Below are 22,422 nucleotides of genomic sequence, written 5' to 3'. Positions count from 1 at the left end.
GCGATGATCCGTATCTCTACCAGCTGGACGTACCAGCAGTCGCTGAACACGATGCTCAGTCAGCAGAGCGCGCTGGCGGATACGCAGAATCAGGTCAGCAGCGGCAAGCGCATCGGTGTGGCCTCCGACGATCCTGCCGGTGCTGCACAGGTGGTGACACTTGGACATATTCTCGCCGACAACACGCAGTATTCGAGCAATATCGACAGTGCCAATACGCGGCTCTCGACCGAAGCCAACGCGCTCGATTCGGTCACCAGCCTGCTCAACAACGCCAATGACCTCGGCCTGCAGGCGATCAACGGCGCGTTGAGCGCCAGCGATCGCAACGGCATAGCCACGCAGCTGGTGCAAATCCGTAATGCGATGGTGCAGTTGGCGAATACCACCGATGCCAACGGCGCCGCCCTGTTCGCCGGGACCAGCACCACCAGCTCGGCATTTACCCTCAACGCCAGCGGCACCGTGACTTACAACGGCAACGACGCGCAGTCCTTCAGCGCGGTCGGCGCGGGCGATCAGGTGGCGAATGCCGATCCGGGAAGCGCGATATTCATGAATGTCCCCGCAGGCAATGGCTCTTTCGTGGCCAGCGCCAGTGCATCCAATACCGGTACGCTGGTGGTCGGCGCCAACAGTGTCAGCAGCGCCAGCGATTGGAGCGCGGCCAGCGCGGCCGGGCCGGTCAACGACACCATTACCTTCGGTGCCAACGGCAGCTACGCCGTTACCGATGCCAGCGGCAATCCGGTCAACGACGCCAGCGGCAACCCGATTACCGGCACCTATCAGGACGGCGACTCCATCGAGGTCAACGGCGCCTCGATCACCATGAGCGGCGTACCGGCTGCCGGCGACAAGGTTAGCCTGACGTCGGACAGCGCGCAGAACACGCAGGACGTGTTCAGCACGCTCAACAACATGATCAACGCGTTGCAGAGCGGTGCGAGCACCACCGCCTTGAACAACACGCTCAATCGCCAGCTGGAGTCGCTCAACCAGGCGATGAATAACGTCACCACGACACAGGTGTCGATCGGAGGCCGTCTCGATACCTTGCAGCAGCAGCAGACCAGCTACGCCAACCTCAACGTGACCTACCAGAGCGCGCTGTCCGATGTGCAGAACGTCGACATGGCGACCGCTATCAGCAACCTCTCGCTGCAGTCGACGGCCCTGCAGGCTTCGCAGCAGGTATTCGCCAAAGTCCAGTCGCTGAGCCTGTTCAACTACATCCAGGGTTGAGCACCGCACACTGTTTGAAAAGCGTCGGTCGCGCGGCGCCTTGGCTATGGGCGTGTCATTGCCTGCCGTAAACGCCTTCCAACGCGACGACCGCCGTGTTGACGCGTTGTATGCCGGCTGATTGCAGCAGCGAGCTTTCGCGTATGTCGCCGACAATGGCGCTGACTTGCGAGACGGATGCCAGGATCTCGGTCATCGCGTCGCCGGCGCAATCCACCAGATCCGATCCTTCGTTGACGCGTTCGCCGGCGGCACCGATAAGTGCGTGAATGTGGCTGGCGGCCTCCTTGCTTCGTTTCGCCAGGTTGCGCACTTCGTCGGCCACCACGGCAAAGCCTTTGCCAAGGGTACCTGCATGGGCCGCTTCGATGGCGGCATTGAGCGAAAGCAGATTGGTCTGAAAGCATATCGAATCGATGAGTTCGGCCATGTCGTTGACCGACTTCATGCTTTCCTCGATGGTTTGCATGGTGCGCATCACATCGCGCACGACCGTGTTGCCGTGCTCGGCCACCTGTCGAGCTCCGCTGGCCATATCGTTGGCTTGAACCGCTTTTTGCGCGTTGTTCAAAACCGTCGTCGACAGTCCGACCACTTCGGCCTGCAGCGTGTGCGCGGCGAGCGTCTGCGGCGTAATGTCGGTCGCGTATTTGATGACTTTCAAGGGCCGGCCGCTGGCGTCGAGAATCGGGTTGTAAGTGGCCTGAATCCATACCACGCGGCCATTCTTGCCAAGCCTGCGATACACCGCGGCGTCGTGGACGCCATGACGCAGCCGCTCCCAGAACTCCCGGTAGGCCGGCGAGCGGCTTTCCGTCGCATCCACGAAAAGGCGATGATGTTGTCCGACCACGTCGGCCAGGTCGTATCCCATCGTGTGCAGGAAGTTGTCGTTGGCATGCAGAATCGTGCCGTCCAGGGCAAACTCGATGACGCCCTGCGCGCGGTCTATGGCTTGCAGACGTCCATCCATATCGGCCGCCATGACGCGATCGACGGTGACATCGGTGGCGAACTTCACCACGCTCGTTATGCGCCCGTGGCGATCGAATGTGGGGTTGTAGGACGACTGCAGCCAGACGTCCTGCCCCTGCTTGTGCCGGCGTCGATAAAGCCCTTTTTCGTGCCGGCCTTCGTTCAATTTTTGCCAGAATTCCACATATTCCGCGCTTGCCGCGTATTCGCTATCGACGAAAATCCGATGGTGTTTGCCCACGATCTCCGGCAGCGTGTAGCCCATCGTGGCGAGGAACAGCTCATTGGCGTGACGGATCGTGCCATCGGGCCGAAATTCGATGACGGCTTGTGTCTTGTCGATAGCGGCCAGTTTTCCGCGCATATTGCCCTGGCGCCTGCGCACGGCCTGTAAATTGAGCATTTGCCTGGAACTCCGAGTTAAACGACAAGGCAAAAGTTCGGCTGGACCAGGAAATACTTGAGCCGCCATCATCCGTGATGATTGCGGCCGCCTGCGTGGTCGTTTGTCAGCCAGGCAGCCATGCATTGCGCCAGTCGACCAGGTGCTGACCCTCGAGCATCCAGTCGCGGTGCACCGCATCGCGCAAGGCGTCGCCGGCCCTGGCGGTCGAGTCCATGTCGTCCAGGTGCATGCGGATGCCTGCCATCCAGTCCTTGTAGCGATTTTTCACGCGCGTCACCGGCAGGTCGTTGTCGTAGCAGACGATGTCGCTGCAGACGACCGGAAAACCGCAGGCGCCGTACTCGAGCAGGCGCAGACTGCTCTTGCAGGCATTGAATACGTTGTCTTCCAGCGGCGCCAGCGCGAGATCGAGATCGAGCGAGGCCAGTTTGGCCGGGTACTCCCCGATGGGGACGCCCGGGTGGAATTCGTGAACATAGGGACGAAGCTTGTCCGGGCACATCCCGAAAAAGACCCATTCCACCTCGTTGGCCAAGTCGCGCACCACATCGGCAATCAATTCCAGGTCGCCGCGATGGCTCGCTCCACCGCCCCAGCCTACCCGCGGCTTAGCGCCGATCCGTCGACGATTTTTCAGCTCGCTCCACCACCGCGGCGGCAGCCGGTTTTCCACCACGCGGATATCGGCATGAAACCCCTTGAACTGCTCGGCCAGCACGGCGGTCGATACGATGAAACGATCGACCGTGCCGATCGCCCGGCGAAGCGACTTCACCACATCTTTCGGCATGATGTTGTGGAACGCGCTCTTGACCGGGATATTGGGCAGGTAGTCGTCCAGCTCGTAGATCCGGAACGCGCGCGAAAAGTCGCGATAATTTTCCAGCAGTTTGATCTGCGTATCGGTGACCTGCCGCTGCAGCACCAGCGCCGTCGGCTGGAAACGCTCCATCGCCACCGGCAGCAGATGCTCGGCGGCCACGATGCCTTCGGCCAGTCCCTCGCGCCGCATGGCGTCGAACGGCTGGCGGACACGGTAGTGGCCGCAGCCCGTCTCGTCGGCGGCCACACAGAACAGGCGTGGCAGCAGCGGTTGCACGAACGGTTGCCACGCCGTGCTGCGCTGCTGCTCCAACTCGAAGCCGATGCCATCGATGCTCAGGTTGACGCTATAGGCGGGATCGCGCGCGAGCAGCGGCAGCCACTTGCGATACATCGCGTTCTGTTCGCCCTGGAAGCGTTTCTGTTTTGCCTCCTGCGCGGTCTTGTCGACCTTGTTCTGGCTCACGCTGCCTTCGTGCATCAACCGTGCATACGGCGTCCATACGATGAGATGGCCGGCCTGATGCACCTTCAGGCAGAAATCGACATCGTTGTAGGAGACTTTGAAATCCTGCTCGTCCAGGCCGCCCACCTCGTCGTAGATGGACTTGCGCACCATCAGGCAGGCGGCGGTAACGGCGGTGTAGTTCTGGTCGACCTGCAGCCGGTGCATGTAGCCATGCGCATCCATCGGCTGGCCGATGAACGGGTGATCGGCCGGACCGCGCAGACCGAGCACCACGCCTGCGTGCTGGATACGGCCATCGGGATAGTGCAGCTTGGCGCCGACGATACCCACCTCGGGGCGCTGCGCATGGTTGAGCAGCGCTTCGATCCAGTCCTCGTGCAGCACCGCGGTATCGTTGTTGAGGAGGATCAAGTATTCACCGCGCGCCTGCGCCGCGGCGAAATTGTTGATGGCCGAATAATTGAACGGATGCGGATAGCGCAGCACCCGCAGCTGCTCGCTGCGCAAGCCCTCGATGCCGTCCAGGTACGCGCACGCGGCCGGTTCCTCGCTGCCGTTGTCGACGATCAACAGCTCGTAGTTCGGGTAGCTCGTCTTGGCCAGCAGGCTGTCGATCAGCCCGTTGAGCATGGGCAGCTGGTCGCGGGTCGGGACGATGATCGAAACCATCGGCTGCCGCGCGTGCAGATAGCGTACGCGATTCATGCCGGATGCCGCGCCTGGCAGCATGTCGTGCTCGATATTGAGCCGCTGCAGATGCGCACTGACCACCGCGGCCGATTCCCTGCCTACCTCGGGCGAGGCCAGCCATTGCGAGAACGGCTGGCTGGCGTGATAGAGCACCTCGGCGATATGGCCGACCGCGGCCAGGTCGAAGCGCTCCACGATCCGCAGGACGAGGTCACAGTGGGCAAGCGGCCCAAAGATCGGATTCAGGCCGCCCAGTGCCAGCAGCGCCTGCCTGCTCATCGCCAGCGTGCGGCCGATATAGGGGTAACTGCGCAACAGGTCGAGGTTGAAATCGGGTTTGAACAGCGGCTGGTCGTAACCATCGCCTTGCCAGACATCTTCATCGACATAGCAGCAGGCCAGTTCCGACTGTGCGCCAATGCGATCGGCCAGCAGGAGCAGCGCGTGTTCGGCCAGCTCGTCGCCGGCGTACAGCGGCAGCAGCCATTCGGCATCGGTATCGTGTATCAGCTCGTTGAGCTGGGCGATCCCGTCATCGCGCAGAGGTTGCAGCGATACGCCATCGGCGAGGGCGGGGCTGTCGACCGACAGCACGCTTATGCCCCACGGCTGATACAGCTGCGCGCTCAGGCTGGACAGGCTGCGCTGCAGTCCGGGCATATCGCCGCTGGCATCGATCACCACCACATGGACGCTGCGCAGTCCATGACGCGCCTCTTGCAGCGACACCTGCAAGGGGCTCAACCGCATCGGTTGCAGCCACTGACGATAGGCTTCGGTAGGCGTAGGCGCGCGATGGACGATGCTGATCGCCAGCTCATTCTGGCCATTGACGACGTCACTGCGGAAATAATCGCCGTGGTGGATCGCCGTGGCCTGCGCCACATGCGTATGACTGACGCCCATTTGCAGCAGGCGCTCCCACAGATCCCAGTCGCCTGGATAGAAATACTTCCAGCAACCGGGGTTGTAGCGAAACGTCTTCAGACCGGCGTGATAAAGGCTGCCGATGCGCGAAATGACGCCGTGTACCGGTATCTCGCTACCGACCAGACCCTGCTCGCGGCCGAGGTCGTCGATAAACCGTACTTTGCTGTGCGCCCATTCACTGCGCTGGGTTTGCGCGGCGTGCAACAGGCTCGACAGGTGCTCGGGCAAGAACTCGTCATCGTCGTCGAGATGGGCGATCCAGGCGCCGCGCGCGCAGCGCAAGCCGAAGTTCATCGGTTTCGTGCCGGCGACGTACCACATCGGTCCTTTCAGCGACGGATACTTGCCGCGTCGTTTGAGATTGTGAAAATGCACGCGCGGATCGCTGTCGGCGGCATCGCGCAGCATCGCCGCCTGCGCCTCGTCCATGCGGTCGGCGACGATCAGCAGTTCCCAGTGCGGGTAATCCTGGCGCAGCACGCTGGGCAGGGTGCGCTCGATGATGATCTTCGCGCGGTTGTACGTCGGCACGATGATCGAGATCAGCGGTTGCGCGGCATACGCCGCGGCGTAGTCGGGGCTCGTGCGAATCCGCTCGAGCCGGGCAGCGTCGTTGCGGCGCAGGTACGTTTTTTCGCGCAGGCCATGCTCGTTGAAGAATTGCTGCATCAATTCGATGCGCTGTTGCGCCTGCAGCAGCTGTGCCTGCTGTATCTCCTGGATCGACGGTTGCGGTCCGCTCATGGGCAGCTCTTTGCAATGGTGATGAGATGATGCAAGGCGCTTAAGCGATGCATTGAAAAGGGTGGCTGGCCTGCAAAGCCGCCTCCTGCGCCAGAATTTGCTCGCTCGGCCGCTCGCGGATGCGCCGCGCGGGGCTGCCGACATAGATTCCCCAGGGCGCCAGATCGCGGTTGACCAGGCTGCCGGCGCCAACCACGGTGCCTTCGCCGATGCGGGTGCCGGGCAACAGCACGGTGTTGGTGCCGATCATGGCGTGACGACCGACATGGACATACGAGCGCGAGACATGCCGGAACGGTGCCGGAATCGTCGAGTTGGTCAGGCCGCCGCCAAGGAAATCATCCGAGCCGGTCAGTACCCGCACGCCCGAGGACAGCGCGCAGAAATCGCCTATGCGCAGTTCGCCACCCCCCACCAGCGAGCAGAACGAGGCGATGTGCACATGGCTGCCGATGACCGTCGGGGCCGTGGCGTAAATCATCACAAAGTCGTCGATGATCACGTTGTCGCCCAAGGTGATGAATTCGGCGCCGATGATTTTTGCGCCGGAATAAATCCGCACGTTGCGGCCGTGCTGATGCAGGCCGAGCGTGGTCGTATCAAGCAGGCTCATGCGTGTGCCATTTGCATGGATTCGGCCATGCCGCTGGCCACGCGCCGCATTTGCGCCTCGTCGATATCCACGAAGAAAGGCAGGCCGAGCAGACGTTCGGCCAGCTCGTGCGCAATGGGCAGCGGCCCGGCGGCACACCCGACGAATGCCGGGTGCCGATCCAGCGTAGGGCAATACCATTGGCGTGTTTCTATGCCGCGCGAAAGCAGTTCGGGTTGCAGATCGCGCGCGTGCTGGCCCGGCGGCAACAGCACCACCAGGATCGGGTAGATGCCGTTTTCCGCCCGGCACTGCAGGCGCAGATCGGGACAATAATGATCCAGCATGCGCTGGTAGCGGAACTGCACCGCGCGCCGCCGCTCGACCATCACCGGCCATTGATCCAGCGCGGCATGCGCCACGGCGGCATGGTATTCGCTGAGCTTGCCGTTTTCGCCGGCGACAAACACCTGGCTGCCGCGTTCCAGGTCGATCCCGAAATTGCTCAGGCGACGCACGCGCGCGGCCAGTATCCGGTCGTAGCTCACCACCAGGCCGCCTTCGCCGGCGGCCAGCGCCTTGGTGGCATGCAGGCTGAACACGACATGGCAATGTCGGCCGATGCGTTGATTGCCGTAGGCACCGGCGGCATCGATCACTACGGGTATGCCGGTGTCGAGCGTAAAGGCATCCCAGGCGTCGACATCCTGGGGATTGCCGAAAGTGGCCACCGGCATTACCGCGGCGACGCGATGGTTCGCGACATAGTCGCGGGCGGTATCGGGCGTCAGCAGCCAGCTCGATGCATCGACGTCGCCGATCAACGGCCGATAGCCGGCACGGATCACGGCAGTGGCGGTGGCGACGAAGGTGAGCGCCGGCAGCAGCACGCTGGAGCCGGGCGGCAGTTCCAGTGCCCCCAGTACGAGTTCGAGGCCGGCGGTGCCGCTGGCGGCGGTAATGACCGTCGGCGCGGTCGGCGTCGAGGCAAAGCTTGCCGCGAAGCGCTGCTCGAGCTGCACCACCAGTGGGCCAAAGTTGGTGTACCAGCGATTGGCATCGATCTGTCGCAAATAGGGCAGCAATGCATCGGCGTCGGGTAGCTGCGCCACCAATAAGGGAATCTTGCCGGGTGCGTTCACTGGCGGCATTTCCGATACGCCACGATGATGCGTTCGCATGAATCACTGCCGTGCGCTGGTTGTCGCGTGGCGATCGATGACATCGTGGCGTTCCCTTGGTTGGTCGACAGTATCGGGACCCATGCCGATGCGACGGTTTTCCGTCGCATCGGCATGGGCATGCGAAACCGTGAGCAAACATGATGCCAATCACTTGGGCGTGGATGCCGCGATGCGGTCCAGCCGCGCCGTGTTTCGCCGATAACGGTATTGATCCAAGAGGCAACGCCGAGAAAGTGGCGTTATTGAGCCATGCCATCAATAGAGCGCAGGCGGCCTTGAAATCTGCTGCTTGACATCTTGTCGCGAACTCAGGCTCTAAAGTATTTGCGGGGGATGCCGAAAAACTTACCGAGGCGGCTGGTACTCCGTTTTTGCCGGAAACCCCGCCGGAATGCGTCCAACTCGACAAACCGGCTTTCGGTTCCCAAGGAGACAATCATGTCACTGGTCATCAACACCAATATCTCTTCGCTGAATGCGCAGAACAACCTCAACAAGTCGCAGAGCGCGCTGGCAACAGCGACCGAGCGCCTCTCTTCCGGCCTGCAGATCAACAGTGCCGCCGACAACGCGGCCGGCTTCGCCATCGCCACCCGCTTTCAGACCCAGATCGGTGGTCTCTCCACGGCCAGCACGAATGCCAGCGACGCGATCAACCTGGCCCAGACGGCCGGTTCGGCGCTGACCCAGGTCACCTCCAACCTGCAGGCCATCCGCGATCTGGCGGTGCAGGCGGCCAACGGTACCTATCAGGCGTCCGATCGCGCCGCCATCAATACCGAAGTGCAGCAGCGCCTGTCGGAAATCACCCGCATCGCGAACCAGACCAGCTTCAACGGCACCAACGTGCTCAATGGTCAGGCGGGTAGCTTGTCCTTCCAGATCGGCGCGAACGTGGGCCAGACGATCGACGTAAATCTGGGCCAGGGCGTAACGACCAGCCAGGTCGGCAAGGTTTCCGAAGTGTCCACCGGCAGCCTGAGCGGCGATTTCGTCGATGCCTCCGGCAACGCGACGACGCTCGATCTTTCCAGCATCAGCCTCACCGGTGCCAACGGTGCCACTGTGACATTGTCCGGTACCGCCAGCAGCGCGCAGGACGTGGCCGATGCCATCAACGCGACGGGACTGTCCGGCGTCAGTGCGGCCGTGAACGCCAGTGGCGGCGTCAACATCTTTTCCTCCGGCACGCTGGCAGTCTCTGGCGGTGCGGCGTCTGCCTCGTCGGTTGCGGGCACCGGCAGCAGCCTGACGACCTCGGCAACCTTCAATGGCGTCACCGGCAGTGGCGCGAACTCGCCCACCGTCACGGGCTCGTACACCGCGGGCAACAGCATCTCGGCAGGCGGTTCGCTGCAGGGCGGCGACGTGCTCACGGTGGATGATGCCAATGCCTTGATCTCGCGCGTCGATGCCGCGCTGACCACGGTGAGCAATTTCTCCAGCACGCTGGGCGCGATCCAGAATCGCTTCCAGTCCACCATCTCCACGCTGAGTGCGCAGTCGACCAACCTGCAATCCTCACAAAGCTCGATTCAGGACGCGAACTTTGCCCAGGAAACGGCCAATCTGAGCAAGGCTCAGGTGCTTCAGCAGGCGGGTATCTCGGTGCTGGCCACGGCCAATTCGCAGCCGCAGCAAGTGCTGAAACTGCTCCAGTAACAGCTGTGACCCGGCCATGGCGCGACGCCATGGCCGGGTTTTTGCTTGGGGTGTTCCGGCGGTGCGATTTCCGTCAGAAATCCCACTCGAGTGGCAGGTAAAAACTTCGCATGGCGTGGTTTTTTCCGGCTACTTGGTGATGACGGCGAATAACGCCGCAATGAACCAGAGTTCGATTTTGCGAGGCTTCCATGAGCAGCATCTCAAGTACCGGGTCGGGGCTTAGCGCGGTAACGTCGAGTACCTCGACGTCATCCACTTCGGCTACGGGAAGCGCCGCCAGCGGTGGCATCAGCGGTACCGGCCTGCTCAGTTCGCTCGGTATCGGTTCCGGGCTGAACGTGACCGCGATCATCACGGCGCTGGTCAACGCCAAACAGGCCGGCCCGCAGGCGCAGATTGCCGCGCAGACCCAGCAGGACCAGAACCAGATCGCCGGTCTTACCGGGCTGAGCACGGCCTTGAGCGCCTTGCAATCGGCCCTGGCCGAGCTGACCTCCAGTACGACTTACAGCACCTATAGCGCCAGCCTCGGCACCGCTACCGTGGGGACGGCGTCGACGCTGCCCAATGCCACGGCCGGCACCTACAACCTCAACGTTTCCGCGCTGGCCAGCGCGCAGAAGCGGCTGAGCGGCGCGCAAAGCAGTTCCACGCCGGTCGGCAGCGGCACGCTGAACATCACGGTTGGCGCCAACACGCTGAACTTGGCGGTGTCGTCGACCGATACCCTGAGCAGCATCGCGACGTCGATCAACAACGCTACCAACAACCCCGGCGTGTCGGCCAGCGTCGTCGTCGGCGTGAACGGGTCGCAGCTGGTGTTGACCTCGACCAAGACCGGCGTGGCCAACGGGTTCAGTATCAGTGCCAACGCCACCAGCAGCAGCGGCCTGACGAGCCTGGCCAATTCGCTCAATACGCCCGGCAGCAACGAGGCCAGCGATGCGAAGCTCACCATCGACGGTGTCGCGGTCAGCAGCGCGTCCAATGCGGTCAGTGGTGCCTTGACCGGCGTGACGATCAATCTGGCCGCTACCGGCACGTCGACGCTGACCGTCGCGCAGAACACCGCGCCGATCAGCTCCGCGGTGAATGATCTGGTCAGCGCATACAACAGCTATACCAGCATGGTCGGTACGCTGAGCAGCTACGACACCAGCACCGGCGCGGCCGGCGTGCTGCTGGGCGACAGCACGCTGGCATCGATCCAGCGGCAGATTTCGGGCATAGTGGGCGGCACGGTCGGCAACAACAGCATCGGATCGCTGGCCAATCTGGGCGTTACCCGCAATGCCGACGGTACGATATCGCTAGACAGCAACAAGCTCGCGACGGCCCTCAGCAATCCCAGCGCGGTGCAGAATCTGTTCGCCAGCACGAACGGCATCGCCACCAAGCTCAGCAGCGCCATCAACGGCTATACAAGCAGCGATGGCATTCTGCAGACCCGCATCAATGGCCTCAACACCGACCTGACCAATCAGCAATCGCTGACGACGGCGCTCAATGCGCGCATGGCGGTCTACCAGCAGCAGCTAACGGCGCAGTATACGGCGCTCGATACGCTGATTTCCTCGCTCAACAACACCAGCACCTTTCTGACCCAGTCGCTGGCGTCGTTGAACAGTACCAGCAGCAACAGCAAGAACTGACTTTCTAAGGAAGCGCCATGAGTTACGCCATGATGCGAAGCGCAGGCTCGCTGTATCGCCAGACCAGCGCGCAAGGCAGCGTCGAGGGTGCCGACCGTCACCAGCTGATCGGCATGCTGCTCGATGGTCTGGTGGACCGGGTCAATCAGGCACGCGGTCATATCCTGCATCGGGACATACCGGCCAAGGGCCAGAGCTTTTCCAAGGCCATCGCCATCCTGACCGAGCTGCGGGAGAGCCTCGATCACACCGTGGAGCCATCGTTGACCGGTCGACTCGATGGCCTCTACGACTACGTGACTCGTCGCCTGCTGTTCGCGCAGCTGAACGATGACCTGGAGGCGCTGGATGAATGTCAGCGCTTGATCGCGCCCATTCGCGAAGGATGGCAGAGCATTCGCGGCGACTTTCTTGCTCAGCAGGCATCGACGCCGGTGGCATCTCGATGAGCGATATCGCATACGCTGGGCTGCAAAGGGCGTTGGAGATTACCTTGCAAATGCTCGCCGCCGCCGCCGACGGGCAGTGGCAGCAGGTGGTCGAATTGGACGCCGAGCGCCAGCCATGCATCCGGCAGCAGCGTCACGACCCTCGTAGCCGCGAACTGCTGACGACGCTTCACCAGCACAACGAAGATCTCCTGAAGCGTGCGGATGCCGCGCGCGATACGCTGGAAAGTGAACTGAGCCGGCATAAGTACAACCATCACGCCTTGAGCGTATATATCGCCTCGTCTGGCTGAATAACGATCGGAAGGTATTCGCTGAATGCGCATCGGTCAGAACCTGCGCCACAGCAATGCACCTTTCGATCGGTTGCAGCAGGGTCGGTTCATGGGCAGCGGCAGGAGGGGTGGATGCAAGACACGAAATGGCAGGAATTCTCGCAGCGGATGGTCTACGAGGGCAGTTTGCATGTGAAGGTGGAGCCGCTGGATAGCTCCCCGGATCTTTTGGCGGGCTACAACGAGCGGAATCTGCACGTGCTGCGGGCGCTGGCGTCGCTGGATGAGCGGCGGGTGGACGGCGGCAGCGAGGACGACAATCCGCTGATGCAGGAACTGCTGCGCATGGACAGCAAGATCAACGTCCTGATGGAAGTGGTCAATCGGCTGCTGATCCCGATCGCGCAGCTGCCGGCGCAGCGCACCATCCGTTTCAACGCGCTCGGCATCGTCGTGCCGCAGGATGCATTGCCGGCGGCCGAACAGTTGCTATTGGTCTGCCTGCATTTCGACGCCTGCCGTGCTTTACCGCTCGAACTGCCGGGATCGTTGCACTGTCGGCTCGATGACGGTTCAGCCTATATCGCCTTCATTGAACCCAGTGAGATGGTCGCGGATGGGTTGGAAAGGTTCGTTTTTCGTCACCACCGACGAAAAGTGGCAGAGGCCCGCGCCACGGCGATGTGAAAACGCTATTCCTGGCGGCCTAAAAAATGTGACAGGTATCACTTATCCAGGATCTGGTGGCAAAAATTTTGACGCAACTGTTTTATCCGCCGCTTTTGTAAGTTTCTGTGCATTTCCTTTGACGCTCTTATGCTTGGGTCTCCATCGCCGATCCATGGGCACTTCATGCGCCGTCTTTTTGCGATCGTCGATAGCTTCATGCCGCCTCTTCACATGTCGAGCTGAACCTACGAGAAAAATCTTGGCCTGGTTCTTGCTGATAGACCCTTGCAGGTGTCGCGATGGATCGTTGACGCTCTAGGGGGCAACACGGTTCGGGATCGTTCCGTGTTCGTTCGGCGGTATGGAAGTCGGGTTTTTTGATTATGCATAAAGGCAGTTTTCTGGTGATGGAGCGCGATGATGCACGCGCCGTCAGTATCGTTTCAGCATTGCAATTTCTGGGTTACTACGCGGAACGGTGGGATCCAGCTCGCGAGATTGATTTGGCGCAGGATGACCGGCGCTTCATCTATCTCGGTAGTTTCCTCGACGAAGAGGAAGGGCGTCACGCGCTGGGGGAGCTGCGAAAGCGCAGCGATAACCTGTTGGCGCTGGTTTGCGCCGATGTTCCGCACACCATTTCGCTGGTCGCGCCGGGGGCGGGCTTTACGGGGCGTATGGAATTGTTGGAATTTCCGCTGCGCTATGAGCGTCTGTCGGAGGCTATTCGCAGTTTGCAGACGTCCCAACCGCTGGTGCCGGCTCCGGCAAGCCAGTTGCTGGTGGGTGGATCGGCCGCGATGGGCAGGGTCAACGCCTTGATTCGCCAGGTCGCACCGTTCGACTCGAATGTGCTGGTGCTGGGTGAATCCGGTACGGGCAAGGAAATGGCCGCACGCAGCGTCCACGATTGCTCGCTGCGTCGCGACAAGCCCTTTATCGCAGTCAACTGCGGCGCCATTCCGGCCGAATTGCTCGAGAGCGAATTGTTCGGCCACGAAAAGGGTTCCTTCACTGGCGCGATCAGCGCACGCAAGGGGCGCTTCGAACTGGCCGAGGGCGGCACTCTTTTTCTGGACGAGATCGGCGATATGAGCCTGCCCATGCAGGTCAAGCTGTTGCGCGTCCTGCAGGAACGGGTTTACGAGCGCGTGGGCGGTACGCGTACGCTGCGTACCAACGTTCGCATCATCGCGGCGACGCATCGCAATCTCGAGCAGGCCATTGTCGATGGGCGATTCCGGGAAGATCTCTATTATCGGCTAAGCGTTTTTCCGCTGGAAATGCCTTCGTTGCATCAGCATCTGGAAGACCTGCCCATGCTGATCGCCGAATTCAATCAGCGGCTTTTGCGACGAGGCCTGGTCGGCGTTCGTTTCAGCAGCAGCGCGCTGCAGGCGCTGCGCCAATATCGCTGGCCGGGTAATGTGCGTGAGCTTTCGAACCTGGTGGAGCGGTTGGCGATTCTCTACCCGCAAAGTGAAGTGCGTGCCGCCGACCTGCCGGAAAAATATCGCGGCGCACCGTCCGCCGAAGACGCCGGTGGCATGGCCGCAACGGCGTGGGTGGATATGGTCATGCCATCGGCATTGGCCAGTTCCAGCATGTCATCCGATACCGACATGCTGCTGCCTGAGGGAGGCGTGGATCTCAAAGACCATCTGGCGGACATCGAAGTGGGGTTGATAAGGCAGGCACTGGATGTCACCGATGGCGTAGTGGCGCGCGCGGCAAAGCTGTTGCGTATGCAGCGCACGACGCTGGTAGAGAAGTTGCGCAAATACGGCTTGCAGGCCAACGCGCTTGCGCCGTAACCCGCTTTCGTCGCGTGGCATGGCTTGTGCTTTAACACTCTCAATCACGGTCTAGCGTTGGAAAACCGACATGAGCCAAATTGACGTCAATAGCGTTCTCCTGCAGCTGCGGCAGCTTGGCAGTCAGGCGACGTCCATGGCATCGGAGACGCCGATCGGGACGGCAGGAAACGCCGTCGCCGGCGTCGGCGGGCTCGACTTCGGCTCGCTGCTCAAGCAGTCGATTTCGGCGGTGGCGGATAGTCAGTCCGCCGCGCAGTCGCAGGTCAACGCGTTCGAGCGCGGGGACGCCGGGTCGGACATCGGACGCACCGTCATTGCCGGTCAGAAAGCCGATCTTTCTTTTCGTGCCCTGGTGCAAGTGCGCAACAAGCTTACTGATGCCTACACCAACATCATGAACATGCCGGTCTGACTCCGGATCATCCCCTGACGCTCATGCGTCATCACGATTAGAGTATTCATGGCCGACAACGCCATCACATCGTCAGGAAACGGCTCGCGCCTGGACCCGCTGAAAAGCCTGCTGCGCAACCCGGCGACTCGGCTGCTCATGCTGTTGTTCGGTGTCGCTGCCGCCGTGGCGTTTGGCGTGGCCATCGTGCTGTGGTCTCGTGGTCCCAACTATGCCCTGCTTTACGCCGGGCTCGATCCGAAGGATGCGTCCAGCGTCACGCAGGCGCTGCAGGCCAGCAACACGCCCTACAAGTTGGGTGCGGACGGCGCCTCTATCTCTGTCCCTGCCGAAACGATCGCCGACACGCGGATTCGATTGGCCGGCCAAGGGTTGCCGCAGGGCAGCACCGCTGGCGGCGTCATGCCGGCCAGCGATTCGCCGTTCGGCATGAGCGATCTTGCCGAAAGCACGCGTTACCAGCAGATGCTCGAAACCGATCTCGGCAGCACCATTGCCGGCTTGCAGTTCGTGCGAGCGGCACGCGTCCATCTGGCTTTGCCGAAGACTTCGGCATTCATTCGCGACAACCGGCCGGCCAGCGCATCGGTACTGCTGACGCTTTATCCCGGCCGCCAACTCGACAGCAGCCAGATAACCGCGATCGTGCATCTGGTGTCGGCCAGCGTTCCCGATCTCGATCCGGCGCAGGTATCGGTGGTCGACCAGCAGGGCGCGCTGCTTACCGTAAGCGATCCAGACAGTCCAGGCGCCGTGGGCGACATGCGTCTACGCCTGGCTACGCGCATGGAGAACAGCTACGCGCAGCGCATCGAAACGCTGCTTACACCGCTGGTCGGCGCCGGGCGCGTCCGAGCTCAGGTGCATGCCGATCTCGATTTCAGCCAGACCGAAAAAGCCACCGAAAGTTACGACAGCGCCAATCCGGCAGTGCGCAGCGAGCAGACCAGCAGCGAGCAGAAGCGCGACGATGCAGGTGGCGCCATCGCTGGCGCGTTGAGCAATCAGCCGCCCAATGGCGCACCTCAGCCGACCGCGGCCAAGCCCAATGCCGGCACCAATGCCAATGCCAAGGCGGGCGCGGCAGCTACTGCACAGGCTTCCACGCCCAGCGAAACCTCGTCGAGTTCGACGCGCAATTACGAGTTGGGCCGCACCGTCAGCCACGTCAGCGATCCCGCCGGCCGACTGGTGCGATTGTCCGTTGCCGTGGTGGTCGACAACAAGGCGGCACTCGACGGCAAGGGCAAGAGCGTGCCGTTCGCAGCGCAGGATCTTCAGCACCTCACCGACCTGGCCAAGAATGCCGTCGGTTTCGATGCGAAGCGCGGCGACACGGTCAGCGTGATCAATCAGGCATTTACCGAGACGCCGGCGGATGCGGCGCCCTTCGTTCAGCCGTTCTGGGAGCGCCCCGGCATGATGGATCTGATCAAGCAGGGCGCCGGTATTCTTGTCGCCCTGCTGATTGCCTTCGGCCTGCTGCGCCCCCTGCTCAAGGGTCTGATGCGGGCGCCCGAACCGCTACCGGCGCTGGCCGGACCGCTACCCACGGTTTCGGTGCGCATCGGCGATGACGATCGCATGGACGAGCGCGATGATCCTGTGCGCATCAGCTCGCCGCAGATTCAGTCGATGGCCTACGAACAGAAGATCGGCCAGGCCCGCAAGCTGGTCCAGGAAAATCCAAAACAGGTAGCGCAAGTAGTCATGAACTGGGTAGGCGACGATGGCAGCTGAGTCGATCGATCTTGGGGGCGCTCAGCGCGCCGCGATTCTTCTACTCACGCTGGGTGAGCAGGACGCGGCGGAAGTTCTCAAGCACCTCAGTGCGCGCGAGGTGCAGGCGGTAGGCAGCGCGATGGCCACGCTGACGAACGTGTCGCGCGAACAGGTCGAAAACGTGCTCGGCCGTCTGAACGATGACATCGGTCGGCAGACCTCGCTGGGCATCGGCACCGAGGAATACATTCGCAAGATGCTGGTCAGCGCCCTGGGCGAAACCAAGGCCGGCAGTTTGATCGACCGTATTCTTCTGGGTCGTTCGGCCAAGGGTCTGGAGTCGCTGAAGTGGATGGAAAGTCGGGCCATTGCCGAAATGATCGGCATGGAACATCCGCAGATCATTGCGCTGGTGCTTGCTCATCTGGAGCCCGATCAGGCCGCCGAAGTGATCGGTTATCTGCCCACGCGCACGCGTAGCGACGCGGTCATGCGCATTGCCAATCTCGACGGTGTGCAGCCGCATGCGCTCAATGAGCTGGACGAGATCATGGAGCGTCAGTTTTCCGGCAACTCGAACAAGCTGAAGTCGTCCAGCGTCGGTGGCCTGAAGGCAGCGGCGGATATCCTCAATGCCATGGAAACGAGCCGCGAAACGGAGTTGATGGCGGCGATCCGCAGTCAGGATGCCACGCTTGTCGGCCGTATCGAGGAGTTGATGTTCGTCTTCGAAGATCTCGCCGATCTCGACGACCGGAGCATGCAGGCCCTGCTGCGCGAAGTGCCCTCGGCCCGGCTGGTGACGGCGCTGAAAGGCGCCGAACCGGCGGTGCGCGAAAAGATCTTCGCCAACATGTCCAAGCGTGCGGCCGACATGCTGCGCGACGACCTCGAGGTCAAGGGACCGGTCAAGCTCAGCGAAGTCGATGCGGCACAAAAAGAAGTGCTCACCATCGCACGCAAAATGGCCGACGCCGGTCAGATCAGTCTCGTGGCCAACGGCGATGAGTTCGTCTGATGGCCGGCGTCGTCGGCTGCGACAAGGCGGCTGATTTCGAGCGCTGGGTGCTGCCGCAAATTGGCATCGTTCCCGCAGCGCTTGCCGCACCGGCTCCGCCACCGCAGCCGACGGTTGTCGAACTGGAGGAGATCGAGCGCGTCGCGCGGGAGGAAGGTTACGCTGCCGGTTTTGCCGAAGGCCGCGCCGCGGCCAAACAGCAGATCGACGAGCAGCTGGCGCGCCTCGAGTCGCTTTGTGTCGCGGCCGCCCGTCCGCTCGATGCACTGGACGACATCACCGAACAGGAGCTTGCGCGGCTTGCCACGGTGATGGCGCGTCGTGTGGTCGGGCGCGAATTGCAGCTCGATCCGTCGCTGATCGAACTGGCCGTCCGCGAGGCGGCCGCGGCGCTGCCATCCGCCACCCGCGAACTGCGGGTATGGGTACATCCCGACGACCTGACGTTGTTGCGCGAACTCGGCGTGACCGAGGCGACGTGGCAACTGGGCGCCAGGTCGACGCTAAGCCGTGGCGACTGCATGCTGGAAAGCGAGCGCTCGCGGCTCGATGCGCGCGTCGATACGCGTCTGGCGGCGGTCATCGATGTGGTGCTCGGCAACGATGTCGACGATGGTATCGACGAGGTGGTCGCTTGAGTCCGGCGCTGTCGCTCGAAGCACGCCGGCACCGCTGGCAGCAGCAGCTGGCGAAACGAGCCCAGCGTGCAGCCGCCAGTTCCCTGCTCACCGTCGAAGGCCGCCTGCGCCGTGTCGTCGGGCTGACCCTGGAAGCCGAAGGTTGCGAAGCGGCGCTGGGTTCGCGTTGCCTGGTCGATACCGCGGACGGTACGGTGCTGGATACCGAGGTGGTGGGCTTCACCGACGAGCGTTTGCTGTTGATGCCGGCAAGCGAGATGCACGGCGTGCTGCCGAATGCGCGCGTGCGTCCGTGTTCGCGCGCGGGCGGTTTGCCGGTGGGCGAGGCGTTGCTGGGGCGGGTCATCGGCGCCGATGGCGTACCGCTGGATGGCCTGGGCCCGGTCGAGGTCGACGAGCATGCGGCGCTCAAGCGCGCGCCGATCAATCCGATGTCGCGCAAACCGATCGATACGCCGCTGGATACCGGCGTGCGCGCGATCAATGCACTGCTTACTGTCGGCCGCGGTCAGCGTCTGGGCCTGTTCGCAGGCTCCGGCGTCGGCAAATCGACGCTGCTGGGCATGATGACGCGCTACACCGATGCCGACGTCGTCGTCGTCGGCCTGATCGGCGAGCGCGGTCGCGAGGTGAAGGAATTCGTCGAGCAGACGCTAGGCCACGAAGGGCGTGCGCGTGCGGTCATCGTCGCGGCCCCGGCCGATGCGCCGCCGCTCAAGCGACTGCGCGGCGCGCAATACGCCACCGCCATCGCCGAGTGGTTTCGCGATCGTGGCCAGCGCGTGCTGCTGCTGATGGATTCGCTCACCCGCTATGCGCAGGCGCAGCGCGAGATCGCACTGGCCATCGGCGAGCCGCCGGCGACCAAGGGCTATCCGCCGTCGGTATTCGCGCTGATGCCGGCGCTCGTCGAACGCGCCGGCAACGACGCCGAAGGACGCGGTTCGATTACCGCCTTCTATACCGTGCTGACCGAAGGCGACGACCATCGCCACGATCCGATCGCGGACGCCGCGCGGGCCATTCTCGATGGCCATATCGTGCTATCGCGCGATCTGGCCGAAGCAGGTCACTACCCGTCCATCGATATCGAGGCGTCGATCAGCCGCGTGATGCCGGCGGTGATCGACAAGGAGCAGATGCGCGCGGCGCAGCGTTTCCGCCAGGTGTACTCGGCGTATCGCCAGCAGCGCGATCTGATCGCCGTGGGTGCCTACCAGAAAGGCGCCGATCCGCAGGTCGATCAGGCCATCGCCCTGTGGCCGCGGATACAGGCTTTTCTGCAGCAGGAAGTCGACGAGCCAATGTCGCTGCGCGAGGCGCAGGAACGGTTGAAAGAACTGGTGGCCGAGGTCAGGGCATGACCCGGTCGGAGCGATTGCAGCCGGCAGTGGATCAGGCCGAACGCCGCGAGCAGGAGGCCCTGCAGCGACTTGCCGAACAGCAGCAGCGGTCGGCCTATGTGCAACAGCAGCTGGACGAACTGGAACGCTACCGCAAGGAATACAGCCTCAGTGCTGGCGGCCTGACGGTCAGCGCGCTGCTCAACCGTCAACAATTTGTCGAGCGCATCGATCAGGCGATCGTCCAGCAGCGCCGAGAAGTGGAGCGGCAGCAGCACCTGACCGAAACCACACGGCTGCAATGGCTGCAGGCGCATGCTCGTGAAAAGGCTCTGGACAGCGTGGTCGGCCGCTATCGCACGCTCGAGCGGCAGAGCGAACAGCGTCAGGAGCAGGCCGACATCGATGAACGCATGCAGCAGCGTCGGCGCCCCGCCGCCTCGACCTGAATCGCGTTTCTGCGCTGGCCTGGTTTTTGCTGCGCTCATCGGTAATACGTCGAGCAAGAGTGCCACCGCATGAGCGCCATTCCGATAATCGCACCTCGACCCGCGCCAAGCCCGGCGAGTTCGACCACGCCGCCGTCGCCGGTCGATCAGCGTGCCGACAGCGCAACGTTCAACACGCATCTGCAGGACGTGCAGCATCGGCAGTCGCAGGCATCCGACGCTACCGACAGCCGCTCCTCCAGCGCCCAGTCGTCGCCAGCCAACGTGGCCAGCACGGCCAGCGCCAGCGCGAACGGCAAGGCGGACCAAACAACCGACGACGATGGTGCCGACGCCGACAGTTCGGTCCCGACGGCCACTCAAGTGCTGGGGCTGATCCAGCAATCGTCTGGCGATGCCGCTGCGCCGACAACCGCGTCGACCGATGGCAAGTCGGCGGGCAAGACACCGCCCCAAGCCGCTGAGGCCAAGCCCGGGCAGCCGGCGGTGACCGGCATGCCGATGCCATCGCCGATGCCGGCGCCTGTTTCCACCAGCCAGATGGCTGCATCGTCGAACGACAGCGGCACGCCGACATCCGCTACATCACTCTCGATCACCGCTGCGGTGGCGCCGATGCCGGGCAAAGCGACCGGTGCATTCTCGGCCACGGATGATGCTGAAACGGCGTCCGCCGACGATGCCGGCGACGACAACAGCGACAGCGCCACCGTGCCTGCGGCCAGTACCGATGCTTCGGCCCAGCCCTCGGTCAACAGCCTCTTCGGCAACGCTCATAGCGCACTGGCCGCAGCGGCGGATGCCACCACGCCAGAGGCTGGACCGGCACAAGACGCGGGCGACCTGGCCACCCTTCGTGGCGCGCTCGCGACGCCGGTATTGGTTGCGTCCACGAGCAACAGCGCGGCGCCGCACAGCTTGAACATCTCCGCGAACGTGACCTCGCCCACTTTTTCGCAGGAGCTCGGTCAGCAGGTCAGCTGGCTCGGTGGGCAGGAGGTCAAGCAGGCGCAGATCCGTCTGAACCCGCAGGAGCTCGGCCCGCTGGACGTGAAAGTGAGCGTCGAGCACGGCCGTGTCGATGTGGTGTTTGTGGCACAGCATCCGGCGACGGTCGCGGCCGTGCAGCAAAGCCTGCAACAGCTCAACCAGATGCTAGGCGGCCAAGGCCTGTCGTTAGGGCAGGCCACCGTCGGCCAGCACACGGCGCAGCAACAGTTCGACCATTCGCAGCGGCATGCATCGTCGGCGCCTGCGCAGGCGAACGACGTCGAACCGATCGACCCCGCCGTTTCTCCGTTGTCGGCGCCGCTGGCCATCGGCCTGGTCGACGCCTTCGCCTGAGCAGGGCCGCCAGTTCGCCTTTTCTATGCATGAAAGCTGGCTCTTACATCGACTATCGATGAGCCCGGTTTTAGCCGGTGCGCTCATCGGTAGCGTGCCGATAGCAAAACGCGCCGCCTCCCGGCGATCGATGTTGGCACGACAACGTCGTCGGATTCCGACGGAATCACCACGCCGTGGCAGTGTCTGCTTGTCGACACGCGTCAAGAAAACGTTGCTCACCGGGGCGGGCTCTCCCTAACGCCCGCTGCAGCGGCGTTCGCATCGATGGCATGGCGTTTGCTAAACGATGTCTACGAGGTTCGATCGGGATTCTCTCGTTCCTCTCGATTCGTCCATCCCGGTTTTGTTTGCAGCACAGCGTCGAGTCATTTTTCCAGAGATTGAGTTCGTTCATGGCCAACGCAGAAATTGATGAAGTCGAGTCCACCACCGTCGCCGCCAACGAGGGCGGTCGGCGCAAGAGCCGTACCAAGCTGATCATCATCGGGGGCATCGCGCTGGCCGCGCTGGTCGCAGGCGGTTTCGTATTTTTCCACATGCGGTCGGCCCCGAAAGCGGCCGGCGGCAAGGCGTCACCGGTGAAGATGGCGGCGTTATATCTGCCGCTGGATCCAGTATTCGTGGTGAATTTTCAAGACGGCGACGGCACGCGTTACCTGCAGGTCGGCGTCACCGTCATGGCGCACGATGCGGCGGTGATCCAGACCATCAAGGACAACGATCCGGTCATTCGCAATGCGCTGGTGATGCTGTTCAGCAGCCAGACGTTCGATCAGCTCAGCACCACCGCGGGCAAGCAGAAGCTGCAGTCCGAAGCTTTGGCGGCCATTCGCAAGATCGTCGACGACAAGCTCGGCGGGTCCGGAGTCGATGCGCTGTACTTCACCAGCTTCGTGATGCAGTAAGGGA

19 protein-coding genes are annotated in these 22,422 nt (G+C 62.8%); 14 read left to right on the top strand and 5 right to left on the bottom strand.

What is annotated here, in order from left to right:
- The first annotated feature begins 3 nt into the window (after positions 1-3).
- Positions 4-1,245 (top strand): flagellar hook-associated protein FlgL, encoded by a 1,242-nt coding sequence (flgL, locus tag HDE76_RS15720; protein WP_221262437.1) that lies wholly within the window; start codon positions 4-6, stop codon positions 1,243-1,245.
- 55 nt (positions 1,246-1,300) lie between these two features.
- On the opposite strand, the gene HDE76_RS15715 is transcribed toward flgL, so the two are convergent.
- From HDE76_RS15715 to HDE76_RS15700, 4 genes are all read right to left on the bottom strand, one after another.
- Complete coding sequence (locus HDE76_RS15715) at positions 1,301-2,623, bottom strand: methyl-accepting chemotaxis protein (RefSeq protein ID WP_184508928.1); 1,323 nt, start codon at positions 2,621-2,623, stop codon at positions 1,301-1,303.
- 106 nt (positions 2,624-2,729) lie between these two features.
- Positions 2,730-6,281: a glycosyltransferase gene (locus tag HDE76_RS15710; RefSeq protein ID WP_179478413.1), complete on the bottom strand. Its 3,552-nt coding sequence runs from the start codon at positions 6,279-6,281 to the stop codon at positions 2,730-2,732.
- A 40-nt stretch (positions 6,282-6,321) separates the two neighbouring features.
- Complete coding sequence (locus HDE76_RS15705; protein WP_179478411.1) at positions 6,322-6,894, bottom strand: acyltransferase; 573 nt, start codon at positions 6,892-6,894, stop codon at positions 6,322-6,324.
- Positions 6,891-8,054, bottom strand: coding sequence for a DegT/DnrJ/EryC1/StrS family aminotransferase (locus HDE76_RS15700; RefSeq protein ID WP_218862181.1), 1,164 nt, complete (start codon positions 8,052-8,054; stop codon positions 6,891-6,893). The genes HDE76_RS15705 and HDE76_RS15700 overlap by 4 nt, the downstream gene beginning before the upstream one ends.
- 441 nt (positions 8,055-8,495) lie before the next feature.
- Between HDE76_RS15700 and HDE76_RS15695 the strand changes: the two genes are divergently transcribed.
- From HDE76_RS15695 to fliS, 3 genes are all read left to right on the top strand, one after another.
- Positions 8,496-9,719 (top strand): flagellin, encoded by a 1,224-nt coding sequence (locus tag HDE76_RS15695; RefSeq protein ID WP_179478407.1) that lies wholly within the window; start codon positions 8,496-8,498, stop codon positions 9,717-9,719.
- A gap of 191 nt (positions 9,720-9,910) precedes the next feature.
- The gene (fliD, locus tag HDE76_RS15690) at positions 9,911-11,374 is read left to right on the top strand and encodes a flagellar filament capping protein FliD (RefSeq protein WP_179478405.1); all 1,464 of its coding nucleotides are present in this window, start codon (positions 9,911-9,913) and stop codon (positions 11,372-11,374) included.
- Positions 11,375-11,391: 17 nt separating this feature from the next.
- Positions 11,392-11,823 carry a flagellar export chaperone FliS gene (gene fliS, locus HDE76_RS15685; RefSeq protein ID WP_184508926.1) on the top strand — a complete coding sequence of 144 codons (432 nt, stop codon included), beginning with the start codon at positions 11,392-11,394 and terminating at the stop codon, positions 11,821-11,823.
- Here fliS and HDE76_RS20600 read toward each other — a convergent pair.
- On the bottom strand, positions 11,790-12,149 hold the full coding sequence (locus HDE76_RS20600; protein ID WP_221262436.1) for a hypothetical protein: 360 nt from the start codon (positions 12,147-12,149) through the stop codon (positions 11,790-11,792). The two genes, fliS and HDE76_RS20600, sit on opposite strands and share 34 nt — an antisense overlap.
- An 81-nt stretch (positions 12,150-12,230) precedes the next feature.
- Between HDE76_RS20600 and HDE76_RS15675 the strand changes: the two genes are divergently transcribed.
- The 10 genes from HDE76_RS15675 (at position 12,231) to HDE76_RS15630 (ending at position 22,418) form a co-directional block, all read left to right on the top strand.
- Positions 12,231-12,785, top strand: a complete 555-nt coding sequence (locus tag HDE76_RS15675) for a PilZ domain-containing protein (protein WP_184508924.1) — start codon at positions 12,231-12,233, stop codon at positions 12,783-12,785.
- Positions 12,786-13,150: 365 nt separating this feature from the next.
- Complete coding sequence (locus tag HDE76_RS15670; RefSeq protein ID WP_184508993.1) at positions 13,151-14,581, top strand: sigma-54 dependent transcriptional regulator; 1,431 nt, start codon at positions 13,151-13,153, stop codon at positions 14,579-14,581.
- Between the two features lie 136 nt (positions 14,582-14,717).
- The gene (gene fliE, locus HDE76_RS15665; protein ID WP_255457715.1) at positions 14,718-14,996 is read left to right on the top strand and encodes a flagellar hook-basal body complex protein FliE; all 279 of its coding nucleotides are present in this window, start codon (positions 14,718-14,720) and stop codon (positions 14,994-14,996) included.
- A gap of 48 nt (positions 14,997-15,044) precedes the next feature.
- On the top strand, positions 15,045-16,736 hold the full coding sequence (gene fliF, locus HDE76_RS15660; protein WP_179478395.1) for a flagellar basal-body MS-ring/collar protein FliF: 1,692 nt from the start codon (positions 15,045-15,047) through the stop codon (positions 16,734-16,736).
- The gene (gene fliG, locus HDE76_RS15655; RefSeq protein WP_179478393.1) at positions 16,726-17,736 is read left to right on the top strand and encodes a flagellar motor switch protein FliG; all 1,011 of its coding nucleotides are present in this window, start codon (positions 16,726-16,728) and stop codon (positions 17,734-17,736) included. Before fliF ends, fliG begins: the two co-directional genes overlap by 11 nt.
- Positions 17,736-18,374 carry a FliH/SctL family protein gene (locus HDE76_RS15650; protein ID WP_184508922.1) on the top strand — a complete coding sequence of 213 codons (639 nt, stop codon included), beginning with the start codon at positions 17,736-17,738 and terminating at the stop codon, positions 18,372-18,374. Before fliG ends, HDE76_RS15650 begins: the two co-directional genes overlap by 1 nt.
- Positions 18,371-19,738: a flagellar protein export ATPase FliI gene (fliI, locus tag HDE76_RS15645; RefSeq protein ID WP_255457714.1), complete on the top strand. Its 1,368-nt coding sequence runs from the start codon at positions 18,371-18,373 to the stop codon at positions 19,736-19,738. The genes HDE76_RS15650 and fliI overlap by 4 nt, the downstream gene beginning before the upstream one ends.
- Positions 19,735-20,166, top strand: coding sequence for a flagellar export protein FliJ (gene fliJ / locus HDE76_RS15640; RefSeq protein ID WP_184508920.1), 432 nt, complete (start codon positions 19,735-19,737; stop codon positions 20,164-20,166). Before fliI ends, fliJ begins: the two co-directional genes overlap by 4 nt.
- 69 nt (positions 20,167-20,235) lie before the next feature.
- A complete protein-coding gene (locus HDE76_RS15635; protein WP_184508918.1) occupies positions 20,236-21,510 on the top strand; it encodes a flagellar hook-length control protein FliK in 1,275 nt (424 codons plus the stop codon).
- A gap of 395 nt (positions 21,511-21,905) precedes the next feature.
- Positions 21,906-22,418, top strand: a complete 513-nt coding sequence (locus tag HDE76_RS15630) for a flagellar basal body-associated FliL family protein (RefSeq protein WP_179478385.1) — start codon at positions 21,906-21,908, stop codon at positions 22,416-22,418.
- The last annotated feature ends 4 nt before the right edge of the window (positions 22,419-22,422 follow it).

Origin of the sequence: Rhodanobacter sp. ANJX3 (assembly GCF_014200755.1) — a bacterium.
In the GTDB taxonomy this organism is placed as follows: Bacteria; Pseudomonadota; Gammaproteobacteria; order Xanthomonadales; family Rhodanobacteraceae; genus Rhodanobacter.
This window is presented reverse-complemented; position numbering and strand designations above follow the sequence as displayed.

Coding starts and splice junctions, on each gene's coding strand:
- HDE76_RS15695 (WP_179478407.1), top strand. CDS start 8,496: ATGTCACTGGTCATCAACACCAATATCTCTTCGCTGAATGCGCAGAAC.
- flgL (WP_221262437.1), top strand. CDS start 4: ATGATCCGTATCTCTACCAGCTGGACGTACCAGCAGTCGCTGAACACG.
- fliF (WP_179478395.1), top strand. CDS start 15,045: ATGGCCGACAACGCCATCACATCGTCAGGAAACGGCTCGCGCCTGGAC.
- HDE76_RS15715 (WP_184508928.1), bottom strand. CDS start 2,623: ATGCTCAATTTACAGGCCGTGCGCAGGCGCCAGGGCAATATGCGCGGA.
- HDE76_RS15670 (WP_184508993.1), top strand. CDS start 13,151: ATGCATAAAGGCAGTTTTCTGGTGATGGAGCGCGATGATGCACGCGCC.
- HDE76_RS15635 (WP_184508918.1), top strand. CDS start 20,236: ATGAGCGCCATTCCGATAATCGCACCTCGACCCGCGCCAAGCCCGGCG.
- HDE76_RS15705 (WP_179478411.1), bottom strand. CDS start 6,894: ATGAGCCTGCTTGATACGACCACGCTCGGCCTGCATCAGCACGGCCGC.
- fliG (WP_179478393.1), top strand. CDS start 16,726: ATGGCAGCTGAGTCGATCGATCTTGGGGGCGCTCAGCGCGCCGCGATT.
- HDE76_RS20600 (WP_221262436.1), bottom strand. CDS start 12,149: ATGCGCATTCAGCGAATACCTTCCGATCGTTATTCAGCCAGACGAGGC.
- HDE76_RS15700 (WP_218862181.1), bottom strand. CDS start 8,054: ATGCGAACGCATCATCGTGGCGTATCGGAAATGCCGCCAGTGAACGCA.
- HDE76_RS15650 (WP_184508922.1), top strand. CDS start 17,736: ATGGCCGGCGTCGTCGGCTGCGACAAGGCGGCTGATTTCGAGCGCTGG.
- HDE76_RS15630 (WP_179478385.1), top strand. CDS start 21,906: ATGGCCAACGCAGAAATTGATGAAGTCGAGTCCACCACCGTCGCCGCC.
- fliS (WP_184508926.1), top strand. CDS start 11,392: ATGAGTTACGCCATGATGCGAAGCGCAGGCTCGCTGTATCGCCAGACC.
- fliJ (WP_184508920.1), top strand. CDS start 19,735: ATGACCCGGTCGGAGCGATTGCAGCCGGCAGTGGATCAGGCCGAACGC.
- fliD (WP_179478405.1), top strand. CDS start 9,911: ATGAGCAGCATCTCAAGTACCGGGTCGGGGCTTAGCGCGGTAACGTCG.
- fliE (WP_255457715.1), top strand. CDS start 14,718: ATGGCATCGGAGACGCCGATCGGGACGGCAGGAAACGCCGTCGCCGGC.
- HDE76_RS15675 (WP_184508924.1), top strand. CDS start 12,231: ATGCAAGACACGAAATGGCAGGAATTCTCGCAGCGGATGGTCTACGAG.
- HDE76_RS15710 (WP_179478413.1), bottom strand. CDS start 6,281: ATGAGCGGACCGCAACCGTCGATCCAGGAGATACAGCAGGCACAGCTG.